Annotated in this window: 11 protein-coding genes; 3 read left to right on the top strand and 8 right to left on the bottom strand. The window is 63.8% G+C overall.

The window, feature by feature from the left end:
* Positions 1–4 precede the first annotated feature (4 nt).
* From mdtC to J9788_RS18690, 3 genes are read right to left on the bottom strand one after another with little or no spacing between them, the layout of a single operon-like run.
* Positions 5–3,085: a multidrug efflux RND transporter permease subunit MdtC gene (gene mdtC, locus J9788_RS18700; protein WP_182265521.1), complete on the bottom strand. Its 3,081-nt coding sequence runs from the start codon at positions 3,083–3,085 to the stop codon at positions 5–7.
* A complete protein-coding gene (locus J9788_RS18695; protein ID WP_182265520.1) occupies positions 3,082–6,201 on the bottom strand; it encodes an MdtB/MuxB family multidrug efflux RND transporter permease subunit in 3,120 nt (1,039 codons plus the stop codon). The genes mdtC and J9788_RS18695 overlap by 4 nt, the downstream gene beginning before the upstream one ends.
* On the bottom strand, positions 6,201–7,454 hold the full coding sequence (locus J9788_RS18690; protein ID WP_182265519.1) for an MdtA/MuxA family multidrug efflux RND transporter periplasmic adaptor subunit: 1,254 nt from the start codon (positions 7,452–7,454) through the stop codon (positions 6,201–6,203). The genes J9788_RS18695 and J9788_RS18690 overlap by 1 nt, the downstream gene beginning before the upstream one ends.
* A gap of 269 nt (positions 7,455–7,723) precedes the next feature.
* Here J9788_RS18690 and J9788_RS18685 point away from each other — a divergent pair, with 269 nt between their 5' ends.
* Together J9788_RS18685 and J9788_RS18680 are read left to right on the top strand one after the other, a co-directional pair.
* Positions 7,724–8,677, top strand: coding sequence for an aldo/keto reductase (locus J9788_RS18685; protein WP_182265518.1), 954 nt, complete (start codon positions 7,724–7,726; stop codon positions 8,675–8,677).
* 61 nt (positions 8,678–8,738) lie between these two features.
* Complete coding sequence (locus tag J9788_RS18680; RefSeq protein ID WP_182265517.1) at positions 8,739–9,356, top strand: pyridoxamine 5'-phosphate oxidase family protein; 618 nt, start codon at positions 8,739–8,741, stop codon at positions 9,354–9,356.
* Here J9788_RS18680 and J9788_RS18675 read toward each other — a convergent pair.
* Positions 9,353–9,919, bottom strand: coding sequence for a GNAT family N-acetyltransferase (locus J9788_RS18675; protein ID WP_033651544.1), 567 nt, complete (start codon positions 9,917–9,919; stop codon positions 9,353–9,355). The two genes, J9788_RS18680 and J9788_RS18675, sit on opposite strands and share 4 nt — an antisense overlap.
* Positions 9,920–9,970: 51 nt before the next feature.
* Positions 9,971–11,323: a molecular chaperone gene (gene yegD / locus J9788_RS18670; RefSeq protein WP_182265516.1), complete on the bottom strand. Its 1,353-nt coding sequence runs from the start codon at positions 11,321–11,323 to the stop codon at positions 9,971–9,973.
* Between the two features lie 164 nt (positions 11,324–11,487).
* Between yegD and alkA the strand changes: the two genes are divergently transcribed.
* On the top strand, positions 11,488–12,978 hold the full coding sequence (alkA, locus tag J9788_RS18665) for a DNA-3-methyladenine glycosylase 2 (protein ID WP_182265515.1): 1,491 nt from the start codon (positions 11,488–11,490) through the stop codon (positions 12,976–12,978).
* 11 nt (positions 12,979–12,989) lie between these two features.
* Here alkA and J9788_RS18660 read toward each other — a convergent pair whose 3' ends face one another.
* The 3 genes from J9788_RS18660 to mgtE form a co-directional block, all read right to left on the bottom strand.
* The gene (locus J9788_RS18660) at positions 12,990–13,343 is read right to left on the bottom strand and encodes a DNA-binding protein (RefSeq protein ID WP_033644048.1); all 354 of its coding nucleotides are present in this window, start codon (positions 13,341–13,343) and stop codon (positions 12,990–12,992) included.
* Between the two features lie 194 nt (positions 13,344–13,537).
* The gene (locus J9788_RS18655; RefSeq protein WP_046899193.1) at positions 13,538–16,867 is read right to left on the bottom strand and encodes a diguanylate cyclase; all 3,330 of its coding nucleotides are present in this window, start codon (positions 16,865–16,867) and stop codon (positions 13,538–13,540) included.
* A 185-nt stretch (positions 16,868–17,052) separates the two neighbouring features.
* Positions 17,053–18,486, bottom strand: coding sequence for a magnesium transporter (mgtE, locus tag J9788_RS18650; RefSeq protein ID WP_015378729.1), 1,434 nt, complete (start codon positions 18,484–18,486; stop codon positions 17,053–17,055).
* Between the last annotated feature and the right edge of the window lie 38 nt (positions 18,487–18,524).

Raw genomic sequence — 18,524 nt, 5'->3', positions numbered from 1 at the left:
GCCATTAGTGCGGCAGCGGGGCCAGCTGCTTGTTGCGGCGAAACTTCGCCTGCAGCCGGTCGAAGTAAAGATAGACCACCGGCGTGGTGTACAGCGTCAGCAGCTGGCTCATCACCAGACCGCCGGCGATGGTGATACCGAGCGGCTGGCGCAGCTCCGCGCCGTCGCCGCTGGTCAGCACCAGCGGCAGCGCGCCGAACAGCGCCGCCAGCGTGGTCATCAGGATCGGCCGGAAGCGCAGCAGGCTGGCCTGGAAAATCGCCTCGCGGGCGCTGATGCCGCCGTTGCGCTGCGCCTCGAGCGCGAAGTCGACCATCATGATGGCGTTTTTCTTCACGATGCCAATCAACAGCATGATGCCGATCAGCGCGATCAGGCTGAACGGCGCGCCGAACAGCTCGAGCGCCAACAGCGCCCCCACGCCCGCGGAAGGCAGAGTGGAGAGGATGGTCAGCGGATGGATATAGCTCTCGTACAGCACGCCGAGCACGATATACACCGTGGCGATCGCCGCCAGGATCAGGATCAGCTGCGACTTCAGGGTGTCCTGGAACACCTGGGCGGTGCCGGCGAAGGCGCCGCGCACCGTGGACGGCACGCTGAGCTGAGTCATGGTGCGCTCGACAGCGGCGGTGGCGTCCGACAGGCTGCCGCCGTCCGGCAGGTTAAAGGAGATGGTCGAGGCGGCGGACAGCCCCTGATGGTTGACCGACAGCGGCGCGTTGGCCGGTCGCCAACTGGCGAAGTAGGAGAGCGGTATCGCCTTGCCTCCGTTGTTGATGATGAACATCTTGTCCAGCGAGCTGACGTCCTGAGTGTAAGGCGGCGCCACTTCCATCACCACCTTGTATTGGTTGAGCGGTTGATAGATGGTCGAAATCTGTCGCTGGCCGAAGGCGTTGTTCAACAGGTTGTTGGCGTCGGACACCGAAATGCCGAGGCGCGCCATGGTCTCGCGATCGTAGACCAGATCCATCTCCGAGCCTTTATCCTGCTGATCCGAGTTGACGTCCGCCAGCTCAGGCAATGCCGCCAGCGCGGCGCGGATCTTCGGTTCCCATTCGCGCAGCGCGGCGAGGTCATCCGCCAGCAGCGTATATTGGTAGCTGGCGTTGGCCTGGCGGCCGCCGACGCGGATATCCTGCACCGCCATCAAGAACAGGCTGGCGCCCGGTTCTTTGGCCAGGCGAGCGCGCAGGCGGGCGATCACTTTCTGCGCATCGTCGCTGCGCACCGACAGCGGTTTCAGTGAGATGAACATCGAGCCGCTGTTGGTGCGCGAGCCGCCGGTAAAGCCGGTGACGTTTTCCACGTCCGGATCTTCGCGCACGATTTTCATGAAATCTTCCAGTTTGCCGCGCATCGCCTGGAACGAGATGCTCTGATCGGCCTGGATAAAGCCCATCAGGCGGCCGGTATCCTGTTCGGGGAAGAAGGTTTTCGGGATGCTGATATACAGCCAGACGTTGAGCGCAATGGTGGCGAGGAACACCGCCAGCACCCAGCGCGAGTGGCCAAGCACCCAGTTCAGCGAGCGTCCGTAACCCTGCTGCAGCGCCAGCAGCATTTTGCCGAAGCCGCGCGCGCGCCGCTGCGAACGCGCCGGCTGGTGGCGCAGCAGATAGGCGCACATCATCGGCGTGAGCGTCAGCGAGACGATCAGCGACAGCCCGATCGACACCGACAGGGTGACGGCGAATTCGCGGAACAGCCGGCCCGGCAGGCCCGCCATCAGCAGCAGCGGGATAAACACCGCCACCAGCGACACGCTCATCGACAGCACGGTGAAACCGACCTCCCGCGCGCCCAGCAGCGCGGCGTTGATCGGTTTCATGCCGGCCTCGACGTGGCGGGAAATGTTTTCCAGCACCACGATGGCGTCGTCCACCACAAAGCCGGTGGCGATGGTCAGCGCCATCAGCGACAGGTTGTTGAGGCTGAAGCCGCACAGGTACATGGCGGCGAACGAGCCTACCAGCGACACCGGCACGGCGACCGCCGGGATCAGCGTGGCGCGGCCGGAGCGCAGGAAGATGAACACCACCAGGATCACCAGCCCGATGGCGATCGCCAGCGACTGTTCGACCTCGGCCAGCGAAGCGCGAATGGTCGGCGAGCGATCCTGCGCGACGTTGAGTTGAATCGAGGCCGGGATATTCTCCTGCAAGGCGGGCAGCTCGGCGCGAATGCGATCGACGGTTTCGATGATGTTGGCGTCCGGCGCGCGGCTGATGGCCAGAACGATCGCCGGCTTGGCGTCGGTCATCCCGGCGTTGCGCACGTCCTGCACCGAATCTTTGACCTCGGCCACGTCGCCGAGCCGCACCGCCGAACCGTTGTTGTAATGAACGATCAGCGGGCGGTAGGCGTCGGCGGTTTTCAGCGCGTCGTTGGCCTGGATTTGCCAACGTTGCTGCGGGTTTTCGACGGCGCCCTGCGGGCGGCGCACGTTGGCGTTGGCGATGGCCTGCCGCACGGCATCCAGCGAAACGCCCTGATTGAACAGCGCCGAAGGGTTCAACTCCACCCGCACTGCCGGCAGCGAGCTGCCGCCCACGGAAACGTCGCCGACGCCTTCGGTCTGGCTGATCTTCTGCGCCAGCTGGGTGGACGCGAAGTCGTAAAGTTGCCCCTGGCTGTAGGTGTCCGACGTCAGCGTCAGGATCATGATCGGCGCGTCGGAAGGGTTGACCTTGCGATAGCTGGGGCGGCTCGGCATGCCGGTCGGCAACAGGCTTTGCGCGGCGTTAATCGCCGCCTGCACGTCGCGCGCGGCGCCGTTGATGTCGCGGCTGAGATCGAACTGCAAAATCACCCGGGTGCTGCCGAGCGAACTCATCGAGGTCATTTCGTTGACTCCGGCGATGCGGCCCAGCGCGCGCTCCAGCGGCGTCGCCACCGAGGAGGCCATGGTTTCCGGCGAGGCGCCCGGCAGCGACGCACTGATCGAAATCACCGGAAAATCCACCTGCGGCAGCGGCGACACCGGCAGCAGGCGAAAACCGATCGTGCCGCTGATGGCGATGGCCAGCGTCAGCAGGGTGGTGGCCACTGGCCGGTGAATGAACAGGGCGAAGAATTTCACGGCAGCTCCTGCGTATCCGGCTGGCGATGCGTGTTGCGCGCCAGTTTGTCAAACAGCAGGTAGATCACCGGCGTGGTGAACAGCGTCAGGATCTGGCTCATGATCAGGCCGCCGACCATACAGACGCCGAGCGGATGCCGCAGCTCCGCGCCGACGCCGGTGCTGAGCATCAGCGGCAGCGCGCCGAGCAAGGCCGCCAGCGTGGTCATCAGGATCGGCCGGAAACGCAGCAGGCAGGCCTGATAAATGGCGTCGCGCGGCGATAAGCCCTGTTCGCGTTCCGCCGCCAGCGCGAAGTCGATCATCATGATGGCGTTCTTCTTCACGATGCCGATCAGCAGGATGATGCCGATGATGGCGATCACGTCCAGTTCGCTGCCGGCCAGCATCAGCGCCAGCAGCGCGCCGACCCCGGCGGTCGGCAGGGTGGAGAGGATGGTCACCGGATGAATGAAGCTTTCATACAGCACGCCCAGCACGATATACATCGCCACCACCGCCGCCAAAATCAGCCACAGCGTGCTGCCGAGCGCCGCCTGGAAGGCCAGCGTCGCGCCCTGGAATTGGGTGGTGATGTCTTTCGGCATGGCGAGATTTTTTTCCGCCTGGGTGACCGCGTCCACCGCTTCGCCGAGCGAGTAGCCGGCGGCGACGTTGAACGAGACGGTGGCCGACGGGAATTGGTCGAGGTGGTTGACCGACAGCGGGCCGAAACGTTCTTCGATTTTGGCGATGGCGCTCAACGGCACCACGGCGCCGTCCTTGCCGCTCAGACGGATCTCATTGAGCGCCGCCAGCCCTGGCGTCGCGCTGACGTCGTGCTCCAGCACTACGCGGTATTGATTGGCCTGGGTGTAGATGGTGGAGATCAGACGTTGGCCGAAGGCGTTGTACAGCGCATTGTCCACGTCGCTCATGGTGACGCCGAGGCGCGAGGCCGAATCGCGATCGACGTTGACGTAGGCGACCAGCCCCTGATCCTGCCAATCGCTGGTGACGTCCGCCAGCTGCGGGGTGCGCTTCAGCTCATCCATCAGCTGCGGCACCCACAGGCTCAGATCGTCCAGCGACATCGCCTGCAGGGTGAACTGGTACTGGGTGCGGCTGACCTGGGTATCGATGGTCAGATCCTGCACCGGCTGCAGGTACAGCTTCACGCCGGGGAACTGCGCCGTTTGCTGCTGCAACCGGCTGATGACCGCCGGAATGCGGTCGCTGCGTTCGCTCAGCGGTTTCAGGTTGATCTGCAGCCGGCCGCTGTTGAGCGTGGCGTTGCTGCCGTCGACGCCGACGAACGAGGTCAGGCTTTCCACCGCTGGATCTTTGAGGATCTGCGCCGCGACCTGCTGCTGGCGCTCGGCCATGTTGCTGAACGAAACGCTCTGCGGCGCCTCCAGCGTGCCCTGAATGATGCCGTTGTCCTGCACCGGGAAGAAGCCTTTCGGGATCAGCAGGTACAGCAACACCGTCAGCGCCAGGGTGCCCACGGCCACGCCGAGCGTCAGCCAGGGGTGGTTCAGCACCGTTTTCAGCCACTGGCCGTATCGCGCGATCACGCGCTCGAAAAAGCGCTCGGAGGCGGCGGAGAAGCGGTTCTGCTTGCGCAGCGATTCGTGGCTGAGCATGCGGGCGCACATCATCGGCGTCAGCGTCAGCGATACCACGGCGGAGATCAAAATCGCCACCGCCAGCGTGACGGCGAACTCGCGGAACAGGCGGCCGACGATGTCGCCCATGAACAGCAGCGGGATCAGCACCGCCACCAGCGAGAAGGTCAGCGAGATGATGGTGAAGCCGATCTCGCCGGCCCCTTTCAGCGCGGCGTCGAGCGGTTTTTCCCCTTTCTCGATGTAGCGCGAGATGTTCTCGATCACCACGATGGCGTCATCCACCACGAAACCGGTGGCGATGGTTAATGCCATCAGCGTCAGGTTGTTGATGGAGAAGCCGAGGAAATACATGGCGGCGAAGGTGCCGACCAGCGACAGCGGCACCGCCACGCTGGGGATAATGGTCGCCGGCACGTTGCGCAGGAACACGTAGATCACCATCACCACCAGCGCGACTGCGAGCAGCAGCTCGAACTGCACGTCGCTGACCGAGGCGCGGATGGTGGTGGTGCGATCGGTCAACACCTTGACGTCGACCGACTTGGGCAGGCTTTTAATCAGCGTCGGCAGCATTTCGCGGATGCTGTCGGCGGTGGTGATGACGTTGACGCCGGGCTGGCGCTGAATGTTCAGCACGATCGCCTGCTGCTGGTTGGCCCAGGCCGCCAGTCGGGTATTTTCCGCCCCTTGTTCGATGGTGGCGATATCCTGCAGGCGGATCGCCGCGCCGTTCTGATAGGCGACGATCAGCTGGCGATAGTCGTCGGCGGATTTCATTTGGTCGTTGGCGGACAGGGTGACCGAGCGGGTCGGGCCGTCCAGGCTGCCTTTCGCCGAGTTGACGTTGGCGTTGCTGATGGCGGTGCGGATGGTTTCGCTGTTCAGGCCATAGGCGGCGACCGCCGCGGCGTTCAATTTTACACGCACCGCCGGGCGTTGGCCGCCGGCCAGGGTCACCAGGCCGACGCCGGTCACCTGAGAGATTTTCTGCGCCACTCGCGTCTCCACCATGTCTTCCACCTGCGTCATCGGCATGGCGGTGGAGGTGACGGCCAGCGTCAGGATCGGCGGATCGGCCGGGTTAACCTTGCTGTAAATCGGCGGGTAGGGCAGATCGTTCGGCAATAGGTTGGTGGCGGCGTTGATCGCCGCCTGCACTTCCTGCTCCGCGACGTCGAGCGGCAGCGCCAGCTGGAATTGCAGCGTCACCACCGAGGCGCCGCCGGAGCTTTGCGACGCCATTTGCTTCAGGCCGGACATCTGGCCGAACTGGCGTTCCAGCGGCGCGGTAATGGCGGAGGTGACCACGTCCGGGCTGGCGCCGGGGTACAGCGTCACCACCTGGATGGTCGGGTAGTCCACTTCCGGCAACGCGGAAACCGGCAGCGCGCGATAGCCGATGATCCCCGCCAGCAGTATCGCCACCATCAGCAGGGTGGTGGCGACCGGGCGCAGGATAAACAGGCGGGAAGGGCCGCCGCCGCGGGTCGGTGGCATCACCTGCATCAGGACTTCCTCTGAACGTCAGGTTCGCGCTTGGCTTTTGACGCCGCAGGCGCGTCGCTCGGCGCCAGCACTTCCACCTGCATGCCTTCGGTCAGGCGATCGATGCCGTCGGTCACCACCCGATCGCCGGCGTTGAGGCCGGCGCTGATCACCACCTGCCGGCTGTCCTGCACGCCGGCGGTGACCCGGTGTTTGCTGACCTTGTTGTCTTCGCTGAGCGTCCAGACGAAGTTGCCTTCGTTGCCCATCTGCAGCGCGGCGGTCGGGATCACCACCGCATCGTGCAGGGTATCCACCTGCAGCCGCGCGTTGACGAACTGGTTGGGGAACAGCGCGTCGTCTTCGTTGGCGAAGCGCGCTTTCAGCTTGATGGTGCCGGTGGCGGTATCAATTTGGTTGTCCAGGCTCAGCAGCGAACCGGTCGTGAGCTTGTTCTGGTTGGTGCGATCCCAGGCTTCGACGCTCACCGGCCCGGCTTTTTGCGCCTTGAGCAGATCGGCGATGTTGCCTTCGGGCAGCGTGAACACCACGTCGATCGGGTGCGTCTGCGTGATCACCACCAAACCGGTGGTGCTGCCGCTGGTGACGTAATTGCCGACGTCGACCAGTTTCAACCCGACGCGGCCGTCGATTGGCGCAGTGATGCGGCTGTAAGTGATCTGCAGTTTGGCGCTGTCGACCGCGCCCTGATCGGCCTTGATCGCGCCTTCGGTTTGCTGCACCAGCGAGGCCTGCGTATCCAGCTCTTGACGGGAAACCAGATTGGTTTTCACCAATTGCTGGTAGCGCGCCAGATCGCGCCGGGCGTTGGCCAGCGTGGCCTGATCTTTCGCCAACTGCCCCTGCGCCTGGGTCAGTTGCACTTGGAATGGCCGGGGATCGATTTCTGCCAGCAGATCGCCGGCTTTGACCTGCTGGCCTTCGGTAAAGTGGATCGCCATCAGTTGGCCGTCGACCCGGCTGGTGACGGTGACGGTATTGGCGGCGGTGGCGGTGCCCAAGCCGGAAAGATAACGCGGCACCGTCTGTTGCGTGGCCGTCGCGGCCTGCACCGGCGACATCGGCGCGGCGCGCCGCCCGCCCGCCGCGCGACCGGCCCCCGCTGTGCCGCCGGCCTGCTGCGCGCCCGGGGCCGTGCCGGCCGGCGGTTGAGCGGCGTTAAAATAACGCCAGGCGAAGACGGCGGCGATGACCAGGATGGCCGCAACCAGCAGGCGCGGCATCAGGGAACGGCGTTGGGGTTTTGCATTCATGGCGGCGAAAATTCTCTCCAAAAGGCAGGGGTGCGGGCACTCATTGCCACAAAAATGACACTCCTTACAGGATACTAGTTTAGCCAGCGGGGACGGCATAAAAATGAAGGAAATATGGAGGAACCGTCAGCATTGTCCTAATAAGTGGGTGATTTGAGCGTGCTATGTTTATAAGTGATTGGTTTCAGCTTATAGCCAATCCGTTTTAGCGTTCTATCCTGGTTGGCGCTAATAATTAACCCGCGAATCTTTTCCCACAGGAGCAGATGATGAGCAACAGAGAATTGGGCCGCTCAGGCATTCAGGTGCCGGCGTTGACCTTTGGCGGCAATGTGTTCGGTTGGACGGCGGATCGAGCGACCTCGTTCAGCCTGCTGGATGCGCTGGTGGACAATCAGCTCAACTTTATCGATACCGCCGACGTTTATTCCAGCTGGGCGCCGGGCAACCGGGGCGGCGAATCGGAAACCGTCATCGGCGAATGGCTGAAGAAGAGCGGCAAGCGCGACCAGGTGATCATCGCCACCAAGGTGGGCAAACCGATGGGCGAAGGCAAACAGGGGCTGTCGCCGCGCTATATTCAGCAGGCGGTGGAAGATTCGCTGCGCCGTCTGCAAACCGATTATATCGATCTCTACCAGTCGCACGACGATGACCGCGATACGCCGCTGGAAGAGACGTTGGCGGCGTTCGATGCGCTGATCAAGGCCGGCAAGGTGCGGGCGATCGGCGCCTCCAACTATCAGGCGGATCGCCTGGAAGAAGCGCTGCGGGTGAGCGAGAGCAACGGATTGGCGCGCTACGAAACCCTGCAGCCGGAATACAATCTGTATGCGCGCGAAGGGTATGAAGCCGAGCTGGAGGGGGTGGCGCAGCGCCATGGCCTCGGGGTGATCAACTTCTTCGCGCTGGCCAGCGGCTTTCTGACCGGCAAATACCGCAGCAAAGCGGATGAGGGCAAAAGTCAGCGCGGCGATCGCATCGTCGAACGCTACCTGAACCCGCGCGGTTTCCGCATCCTGGCAGCGCTGGATCAGGTGGCGGGCAAACACGGCGTCTCTGCGGCGCAGGTCTCGCTGGCCTGGCTGATCGCGCGTCCGAGCATCACCGCGCCGATCGTCAGCGCCACCTCGTTGTCGCAACTGGATGAGTTGGTCAGCGCCACGCGTCTGACGCTGGATGCGGACGACATTCAGACGCTGAACCACGCCAGCGCCGAGTAAGAGCCGCCGGCGATTTTGCTCTATGCTGAAGGGGTCAATATGACTCATTCAGGAAACTGCAATGTCTGGCGATATCATCAACGACCTGGCGGCGCTGGAACAGCTGTACGGCAAGCCCGCCGCGCCCTCGGTTTTTAAAGAAGTCAGCTACATCCACCCGGCTTACCGTCCGTTTATCGAGGCGGCGCCGTTCGCTGCCCTCTCGACGGTCGGGCCGGACGGCATGGACGTCTCGCCGCGCGGCGATCCGGCCGGTTTCATTCATATCGAAGACGAGAAAACCCTGCTGTTGCCGGATCGGCGCGGCAATAACCGCATCGACAGTCTGCGCAATATCCTGCACGACAACCGGGTGGCGCTGCTGCTGCTGATCCCCGGCATCGGCGAAACGCTGCGGATTAACGGGCGGGCGGAGATCGTGGTGGCGCCGGCGGTGTTGCAGCGCTTCGCCCACCGCAACCAGCTGCCGCGTTCGGTGCTGCGCATTCGGGTGGAGGCGGTGTTCTTTCAGTGCAGCCGGGCGATCTTGCGTTCGGGGTTATGGGAAGAGGCCAGCCGCCTCGCGCGTTCGGCGCTGCCCAGCCCCGGCCATATTTTGGCCGCGGTGAGCCAAACGCACTTCGACGGTGAGGAGTACGACAGCGTGCTGCCGCAGCGGCTGAAGGATACGCTGTATTAATCGCCGTGGCGTTCGCGCCACGTTTGTCGATTCAGCCGGTACAAGACGTGCTTTTGCAGCGGATGGCCCGCCGGCAGACGCGGGTGCAGGAAGGTTTCGCCGTCGAAGCGCATACCGATGCGCGTCATCACCCGGCGCGACGGCTGGTTATCTTCGGCGGTGAAGGACACCACTTCCGGCAAATGCAGCGTGTCGAAGGCGCACGCCAGCGCGGCGCGCGCCGCCTCAGCGGCGTAGCCGTTGCCCCAGTGGGCCGCCGCCAGCCGCCAGCCAATCTCCACGCAGGGGGAGCAAGGCAGGTCGTCGCCCGGCCGCGCCAGCCCGACAAAACCGATAAAAGGCGCGCCGCTTTTCACTTCCACCGCCCACAGCCCCCAGCCGTGCTGTTGCAGGAAGGCGCGGATGCGTTCGGCCTGCGCGCGGCTTTCCTCGGCCGTCATCGTCGCCGGGAAATAGCGCATGACCTGCGGATCGGCGTTGAGCGCGGCGAAGGCCGGCAGGTCGTCGTCGCGCCAGGGGCGCAGCCGCAGCCTGGCGCTGTCGAGGGTAAGGATGGTCGACATGATGCATAGTCTCCAATGAACAAGGGCGCGGCGAGCCGCGCCCGTGGGCGGTCAACGGAACAGCGTTTGCGCCCAGCGCGCCAGCCCGGCGGTGACCGAGCCGAAGTCGTTGCCGCCGACGATCGGAATGCCCGGCAGTTGCTGTTGCAACGCGGCGCGCAGCAGCGGCGAACGCGCGCTGCCGCCGGTCAGGTAGATCACCTGCGGCGCGGTCTGGCTGCTGGCCAGCGCGGCGCTGACCTGCTCCTGAATGCGCATCAACGGCTGCGAGATGGCGTCGGCGAGCTGATCCTGGCTGATGTTCTCCGCCAGATCGGCCTGCACGAAATTGAGCGGCGCGCTGATGGCCGTTTGGCCGGACAGGGCGATCTTACTCTCTTCGGCCGCCCGCACCAATCGGTAGCTCAGGCGCTGCTGGTACACTTTCAGCAGGCGCTTGACCTTTTCCGGCTCCGCCGCGTCGAGGATCAGATCGCGCAGCACGCGGCCGTTGGCGGCGCTGTAGAAATCGTTTTGCGCCGGCACGTCGTTGGTCGCCACCGCGTTCCAGTAAGGCAGCGCCGGCAGGGCGATGCCTTTCGCGGTTTCGCCGCCCAGGCCGAACAGCGGCATCAGCTGTTTGAAGGCCAGCATGATGTCCAGATCGTTACCGCCGACCCGGCAGCCGCTGTGGCCCAGCAGGCTCTGCTGGCGATCGGCGCGGTTGCGCCACTGCGGCCCCATCAGCAGCACCGAGCAGTCGGTGGTGCCGCCGCCGATGTCCACCACCAGCACGGTTTGCTCTTCGCTCAGCGTCGCTTCGAAGTCCAGCCCCGCCGCCACCGGCTCGAACTGGAACTCAATGTCCTTGAAACCGGCGCGTTCGGCGGCGCGCTGCAGAATGCCCTGCGCCTGCCGGTTGGCTTCGTCGCCGCCGATGCCCTGGAAGTTGATCGGCCGGCCGATCACCGCCTGATCGATGCCGGTTTGCAGCACATTTTCCGCCTGGCGTTTGATGTGGAACATCATGGCGCACACCAGGTCTTCGAACAGCGCGATCTGCTGTGGTTTCAGGCCGTTGGCGCCGAGGAAGGACTTCGGCGAGCGCACGAAGTACACCTCTTCGGGATCTTCCATATAGTGCGCCAGCGCCTGCAGGCCGAACAGCACGCTGTTGCCGTTGACCGGAATGTCTTCTTCGCGGTTGTAACTGATGGCGCGGCGCAGCAGCTGCTGGTTTTCTTCGCTGCCGGTCGGGATCTGCCAATGGCGGTGCAGGCATTCGCTCACCGCTTCGCGGGTCGGCGCGCACAGCATCGAAGGCAGATAGGGCGCGTTGTTTTCCAGCGTCAACAGCTCGGGGCCGTGGTCGCGCATCACTGCAACGGAACAGTTGGCGGTCCCGTAATCGAATCCAATAAACATCTCTTTTTTGTCCCCATGCCAATGAAGGGGGGCGACTTTACCCGAGACGGGGCCGGCGGGCAATGCGCCAATGCGCGAGTGTCGAAAAATTTAGCGGGCGCGGCGGCGGCGTGCTTAACTTAATGTCCGAATTCCGCACGTCAGCGCGCTAGCCGAGTCCCATAATGCAGAAAAAACCGAACCCGAGCGTTGCCATGAATACTCAACAGCAAGCGTTGTACGACGCGCTGCGCGCGCGTGACCGCAAATTCGACGGCCGTTTTTTCGTCGGCGTCTCTTCCACCGGCATCTATTGTCGCCCGGTGTGCAGCGCCCGCACGCCGAAGCTGGAAAATTGCACCTTTTATCCGAGCGCGGCGGCGGCTGAACTGGCAGGGTTTCGCCCCTGCCTCAAATGCCGACCGGAACTGGCGCCCGGCCTGGCGCTGATCGACCTGGGCAACCGCTATGCCCAGGTGGCGGTGCAGCTCATCGAGCAGGGGTATCTGTCCGAACACAGCTGCGAAGCGCTGGCGGCGCGGCTGGGCATTTCCGATCGCCATCTGCGGCGCATCTTCGCCGAACAGTTTGGCGCCTCGCCGATCGATTACGCGCAGTCGCACCGGTTGCTGCAGGCCAAGCGCCTGCTGGCGGACACCGATCTGCCGCTCAGCGAGGTGGCGTTCGCCGCCGGTTTCGGCAGCCTGCGGCGTTTCAACGAGCTGTTCAAGACGCGTTACCGCCTGATCCCGTCGGCGCTGCGCAGCGGCGGTGCGCGCGGTGAACGGGCCGCCGCCAGCGGGTTGGTGTTTCACCTGGGCTATCGGCCGCCCTATGACTGGGAACGCATGCTGAATTTCTTGCAGGCGCGCGCCGTGCAGGGCGTGGAGCGGGTCGAGGGGCGCCGCTACCTGCGCTCGATCGCCGTCAGCCAGGGCGGCACGGAACACCGCGGCTGGCTCAGCGTGCAGCCGGAAGAGGCGCGCAATCGGGTTCGGGTCGAGATTGCGCCGACGCTCAGTTTGGTGACGACGGAGGTGTTGCGCCGGGTGCGCCTGCTGTTTGATCTGGACGCCGCGCCGGATCGCATTAATGAGGCGCTGGGCTCGCTGGCGGCCGATGCGCCGGGGCTGCGCCTGCCGGGCTGCGTGAACAGTTTCGAGCAGGCGGCGCGTGCGGTGCTGGGGCAGTTGGTCAGCGTGAAAATGGCGGCGACCTTCGCCGGGCGGATGGCCGAACGCTGGGGCGAAGCGCTGGCGACGCCGCATGAGGGCATCACCCACGTTTTCCCCACAGCAGAACGGGTGGCGCAGCTGCAGCCTGAAGCACTGCGCCCGCTCGGGGTGCAAGTGAAGCGCGCGGCGGCGCTGATCGAGATCGCCCGCGCGCTGGGGGAAGGGCGGCTGCAGCTCGACAACGTGCTGGATATCGAACAGGGCATCAAGGCGCTGACCGCGCTGCCGGGTATCGGTAGCTGGACCGCCAGCTATATCGCGATGCGCGCCTGGTCGTGGCCGGACGTGTTCCTGGCCGGCGACTACCTGATCAAACAGCGTTTCCCCGGCATGACGCCGCGCCAGATTGAACGCTACGCCGAGCGCTGGCGTCCGTGGCGCTCTTACGCCACGCTGCATCTATGGCACAACGGCGGCTGGGCGCCGGAAGCGGAGAGTTGAACGCGGCTCGGCTAGCGGGGAGACTCGATCAGCTGCAGCAGGCGGCTCATGCCTTCACGCATCAGGAACGCCAGCAGCTTTTCCCGTTCGGCCGGCGTCAGGTGATAGTAATACTCGATCCAGACCCGTACCGGATCCTGACGTTTGACGTCGTAATCCGGATGGTCGGTTTCGCGCAACGCCGACAGGCTGCGCGCGCCGAACGGCAGACTGTCGATATGGTATTCCAGCGCTTTGCCCTGTACGCCGCTGCGGCGGCGACTGACCCAGCCTTCGCGCCGGGCCATCAAATTGACCCCTTGCGGGGTTGAGGGCAACCCCGCCTTACCCATCAGTTCCCTGGCGGAAAACCATTTCTTTTCCATAGTCCCTTGTCTCTGAGCCATCACCTGTCGAGGAAAATCAACGGATACGTCGATGTTCGCATGGGTATTTCATCTTACTTAATCGTTTAAGCTTCAGGGGTTATTTATATCACTAATCTTGTCTTGGTTAATATCATGTAACGAACGAGATGCGAAGCGCCGCCCGGGAGACGGCGCCTGAGAGGGGGAGAGGGTTAACGGATGCCGAAATAGCCGTCGCTGAGCAACACCGCCAGCGGCTGCTCCAGCGCCACCTGGTCGCCGTCCGCCAGATCGACGCCGATGTCGCGCAGCGCCTGCAGCGTCACCGGCTGGTGAGCCGGCCCGGCGAAGGTCTGCGCTTTAATGCGATGCGCCGCGCCGTTGAGCATCGAGACCATCAGCTCGTCCATCTGGTTGCAGTGCACGTTGGTGATAAAGCGTTCATCGATGCGAATGATGTCGATCCTCTGGTCGCTGAGCTCATCGAACGCATTGATGTTATGCCCGAAGCCGTTGACGATCAGCCGGCAGCCCTGCTGCTGCAGTTCGCGGAGAAATACCCGACACTGCGCGGCGTGCTCCAGTATCGCGGCCTCATCGACGCTGAACAGCAGCGCCTGCGGCGGCAGCGAGGAAGCGCGCACCGTTTCCGTCAGGTCGCGCTGGAAGTCGGCGCTCAGCAGGCTGTCGATGGCCAGCGGCAGCGCGAGCGACAGCCCTTTGCGTTTGATGTCGTCGGCATATTTCACCAGCAGTTGCGCCGCCGTCCAGCGGTCGATGTCCGGCATCAGGCCGTACAGCTGCGCGGCGGCGATGAACGCCTCGTGCGACAGCGGGCGCTCGTCCGGCGCCATCACCTGCAGCTTCACCTGGTGAAACGCGGCCGACAGCGGCGTCGCCGGCGGCGCGACCGCATGAGTCAGCAGCCGCAGTTGCCCCTCGCTGATGATCGTCTGCACTTCTTGCAGGCTCAGCACCTCGTGCTGCCGCTCCAGCAGCTGTTTCTGCCGCGTTTCGTACAGATAAACCTGGCCGCGCCCCTGGTGCTTGGCGGTGTAGCAGGCGATATCGGCCTGCGCCAGCAGTTCGCTGCTTTTGGCGTCGGCGCTGATGCGCGTGATGCCGGCGCTGGCGCCGACGCGGTAAATCTTCCCTTCCCAGTAGAACGGGTGCTGGCTGATTTGATTAACCACTTGCTGCACCAGCGATTTGGCCTGTTCCAGCCGGCAGTCGTACAGGATCAGACCGAACTCGTCGCCGCCCAGCCGGGCCAGGCAGTCGCTATGGCGCAGCTGATGCCGCATCAGCTGGGCGATGTCCCGCAGCAGGGCATCGCCCGCCGCATGGCCGGCGGTGTCGTTCACCGCCTTGAACCGATCCAGATCGAGGAACACCAGCGAATGCGGCGACGACGGTTCCCCGCCGGCGACGATCGCCGCTTTCAGCTGTTTCTCGAAGCGGGTGCGGTTCGGCAATCCGGTCAGCGCATCGTGCGAGGCGCTGTAGCTGAGTTTTTTCATCAGTTCGCGCGAGGCGGTGACGTCCTGCAGCACCATCACCGCACCCATGGTTTCCCCGTCGAGGGTTTTCAGCGGTGAGACCGACTGCTGTACGTCGAAATAACGCCCGTCGCGGCTGTGCAGCACCAGCGCATAATCCGCCGGCCATTGCCGTGGGTATTGCGTGAGGTTTTCGATTTCCGGGCCGTCTTTGCCGTTGGTCAGGCGCACCACGCCGGCGACGGGCATACCGATCGCCAATTCGAGCGGCCAGCCGCACATCTGTTCCGCCACCGGATTCATAAAGGTGATGCGCAGGTGGCTGTCGGTGGAGATCACCCCTTCGCCGATGGCGTCGAGGGTGATGTGCAGGCGCTCTTTCTCTTCGTGCAGCGCCTCGGCGAGGCTCTTGAGCTCGGTCATGTCGATATTGGTGCCGATCAGGCGCAGCGGCCGGCCCTGATCGTCGAGGATCACGTTGCCCTGGCCGCGGATATGGCGCACTTTGCCGCTGCGCGTAGTGATGCGAAACTCCATGATGAATGGCCGTGGCTGCGCCAGGATCTCGGCCAGCTCGCGATCGGTGCGCTCGCGATCTTCCGGCACCAGCAGGGTGCGCCACAACGCCAGCGTCGGCGTTTGGTCGGGGGTGAGATCGTAGAGTTCGAACATGCGCTGATCCCAGGTGAAGTTTTCCTGGCTCATCACCCATTCCCAGATGCCGACGCCGCCCACCTGGTTGGCCAGCGTGATGCGCTCCACCAACCGATTGTTCTCCGCCTCGCTGCGCTTAAGGTCGCTGATGTCCTCCACCTGAGAGATGAAGTACAACGGCCGGCCTTCGCCGTCGCGCACCAGCGAGACCGCCAGCAGCGCCCAGACCGTCTGGCCGTCGCTGCGGATATAGCGTTTCTCCATGGTGTAGCTGCTGATATGACCGTCGAGCAGTTCGTGCAGTTGGGTCAGGTCGGCGTTCAGATCGTCCGGGTGGGTGATCTCTTGAAAGGTCAGGCGATAAAGTCTTTCGGGCGGATAGCCGAGCAGCTTGCACAGCGCCTGGTTAACCTGCAGCCATTTGCCTTCCGGCGACACCAGCGCCATGCCGATGGCGGAATACTCCAGCGCGCTGCGAAAGCGGCTTTCGCTCTCGACGATATGTTGTTTTTCCACCCGGAAGGTGTGCATCACCATCGCCATGGCGTGCGCCGGGATCAGGATCAGCAACATCGGCAGATAGAGGCCGAGTTCGCCCAGGAAAGTGTGCTGGGAAGACTGAAGGCGCAGCAGGCCCAGCGACAGCAGGACGGTGATCAGCAGGAGAGTGCAGAAACAGACGGTGAAGGTTTCGAAGCGTGACAGCGCGATAGCCGCCCACAGCAGCGGCAGGATGACGAAGGTAAAGGGGAAGGGCAGATGCGTCAGCGCCAGATAGCTGAAGGCCAGCGAGCCCATCAGGGTCAACAGCAGCGGATACGGATTCAGCCCGGCCAACAGGCGGCGGTGATAGGTGAGCCCGAGCGGCGCCAGCGACAGCACCCCTATCGCCTCAGAGATGAACCAGGTGCCGAACGATTGCCAAAACGTCAGGTCCGGCGTGGGGGTCAGTCCGGCGGCCAGCAGCGCGCTGAACAGCGGGGTGAAGATCACCGCACAGACCACGAAGCGCAGCCAACAGCCCAGATCGCTCAGCGGATCGATCGCCGGCAGCGTGCGGCGCAGCAGCAGAGCGCACACTGCCGCTTCCAGCAGGTTGATGGCGGCCAGCTTGACCGGAATGGCGCTGAGGCCGAACAGCAGGAAGCTGGCGAGTACGATGCCTGTGCCGCTGGCCAGCAGCGGCAAACCCCAATGACGCGGAGGATGGCGATACAACACGGCGATCGCGGCGGCGGTAGGGAACCACAGCGGCGTGAAGTGATGAGCCTCACTGGATAACGACAGGCTCAGCAAGGCGAGCAAAAATGTCGCCAGCGCCACGAACAGGGAATGTGTCAGCATAACGCCTTTGTGTGTGCCGAACGCGTTCGGCGCGCTGATATCCATAGACATCCTTACCGATGACCTCTGCCTGTGATTGGATTCATGACGTGGATGAATCAAGATGATTTATTGAAAAAGGGTAGTACAGCGCGGGAGGAAAACCTACCGGGAGGGCCGACTTTACTGCGTTAGCGCAAATCCGGCGACAGAATGACGAAAAAGCCGGCGCGGGGCCGGCTTTGAGCGTCTTACAGCAGGAACAGGGTGGCGAGGCCGAGGAAGATGAAGAAGCCGCCGGTATCGGTCAGCGCGGTGATGAGCACACTCGAGCCGACCGCCGGATCGCGGCCCAGTTTGAGCATGGTCATCGGGATCACCACGCCCATCAGCGCCGCCAGCAGCAGGTTGAGCAGCATCGCCAGCGTCATCACGCCGCCCATCGCCGCGTCGCCGTACAGCAGCCAGGTGATCACGCCCATGATGCCGCCCCACACCACGCCGTTGATGATGGCGACGCCCAGCTCTCTGAGCATCAGGCGCGAGATGTTGCCGACTTCAATCTGGTGCAGCGCCAGCGCGCGCACGATCATGGTGATGGTCTGGTTGCCGGTGTTGCCGCCGATGCCGGCGACGATCGGCATCAGCGCCGCCAGCGCTACCAGCTGGGAAATGGTGTGCTCGAACAGGCCGATCACCCGCGAGGCGACGAACGCGGTGCAAAGGTTGATCGCCAGCCAGGCCCAGCGGGTTTTGACCGCTTTGCTGACCGGGGCGAACACGTCTTCTTCCGGGCTTAAACCACCCATGCGGCGCAGGTTGGTGTCGCTCTCTTCGTTGACGGCGTCGACGATCTCTTCGATGGTCAGACGGCCCATCAGTTTACCTTTGGCGTCAACCACCGGGGCGCTGATCAGGTCATAACGTTCGAACGCGCCGGCCGCTTCATCGGCCTTGTCCTCAGGCTGAAAGGTGGCGGGGTCGCTGTCCATCACTTCGCGTACCGGGATTTCCGGGTCGTTCAGCAGCACCGCGGTGAGCGGCAGTTCGCCCAGCAGGGTGTTTTTGCGATCGGTGACGAACAGTTTATCGGTCGCGTCGGGAATGGTTTTGCGCATGCGCAAAAAACGGTGCACCGCGCCGAGCGTGACGTCCGGCCGCACCGTCACCAGTTCGAAATCCATCATCCAACCGACGCTGTCTTTGGCGTACTGACTCATCTCGCGCACCTGAGCGCGCTGCTCCGGCTCCAGCGAGGTCAGCAACCGGCCCATCAGGTTACGCGGCAGGTATTGCGCCAGATAGGCCTGTTCGTCCACGTCCAGCGTTTTGATCGCTTTGAGCAGGTCTTTATCGCTCATTTCTTCGATCAGGCTGTCCCACACCGGTTCGGCGACTTCCACCAGCGTCTGGCCGCGCTTGCTGTTGCCCACCAGCCGCCACAGCGCCATGCGTTCGTCCTGCGGCAGCGCTTCCAGCAGGTCCGCCAGGTCGGCGGCGTGCATGTCGTCAAGCAGGCCGGTAATTTCCGCCGTTTGGTTCAGCAGTTCGCTTTGGCTGAGGGCGTGTTCATCCCCTGGCCGGCCGAGAATGCCGTCGACCAATTCCTTATTGTTCAACAACAGAGTGAGAATGCGCTGGCGGTGTTCAGCGACTTTTTTGACGTTATGGGTTGCGGCTGACATGGTGTTCCTTAACGGGCGCTCGGCGTTCCTGACGCAGG

The organism is Serratia sp. X10 (genome assembly GCF_017811775.1).
GTDB classification, from domain to species: Bacteria; Pseudomonadota; Gammaproteobacteria; order Enterobacterales; family Enterobacteriaceae; genus Serratia; species Serratia ureilytica.
Note: the sequence above shows the minus strand (reverse complement) of the source record. Positions and strands in the feature narration are given on the sequence as shown.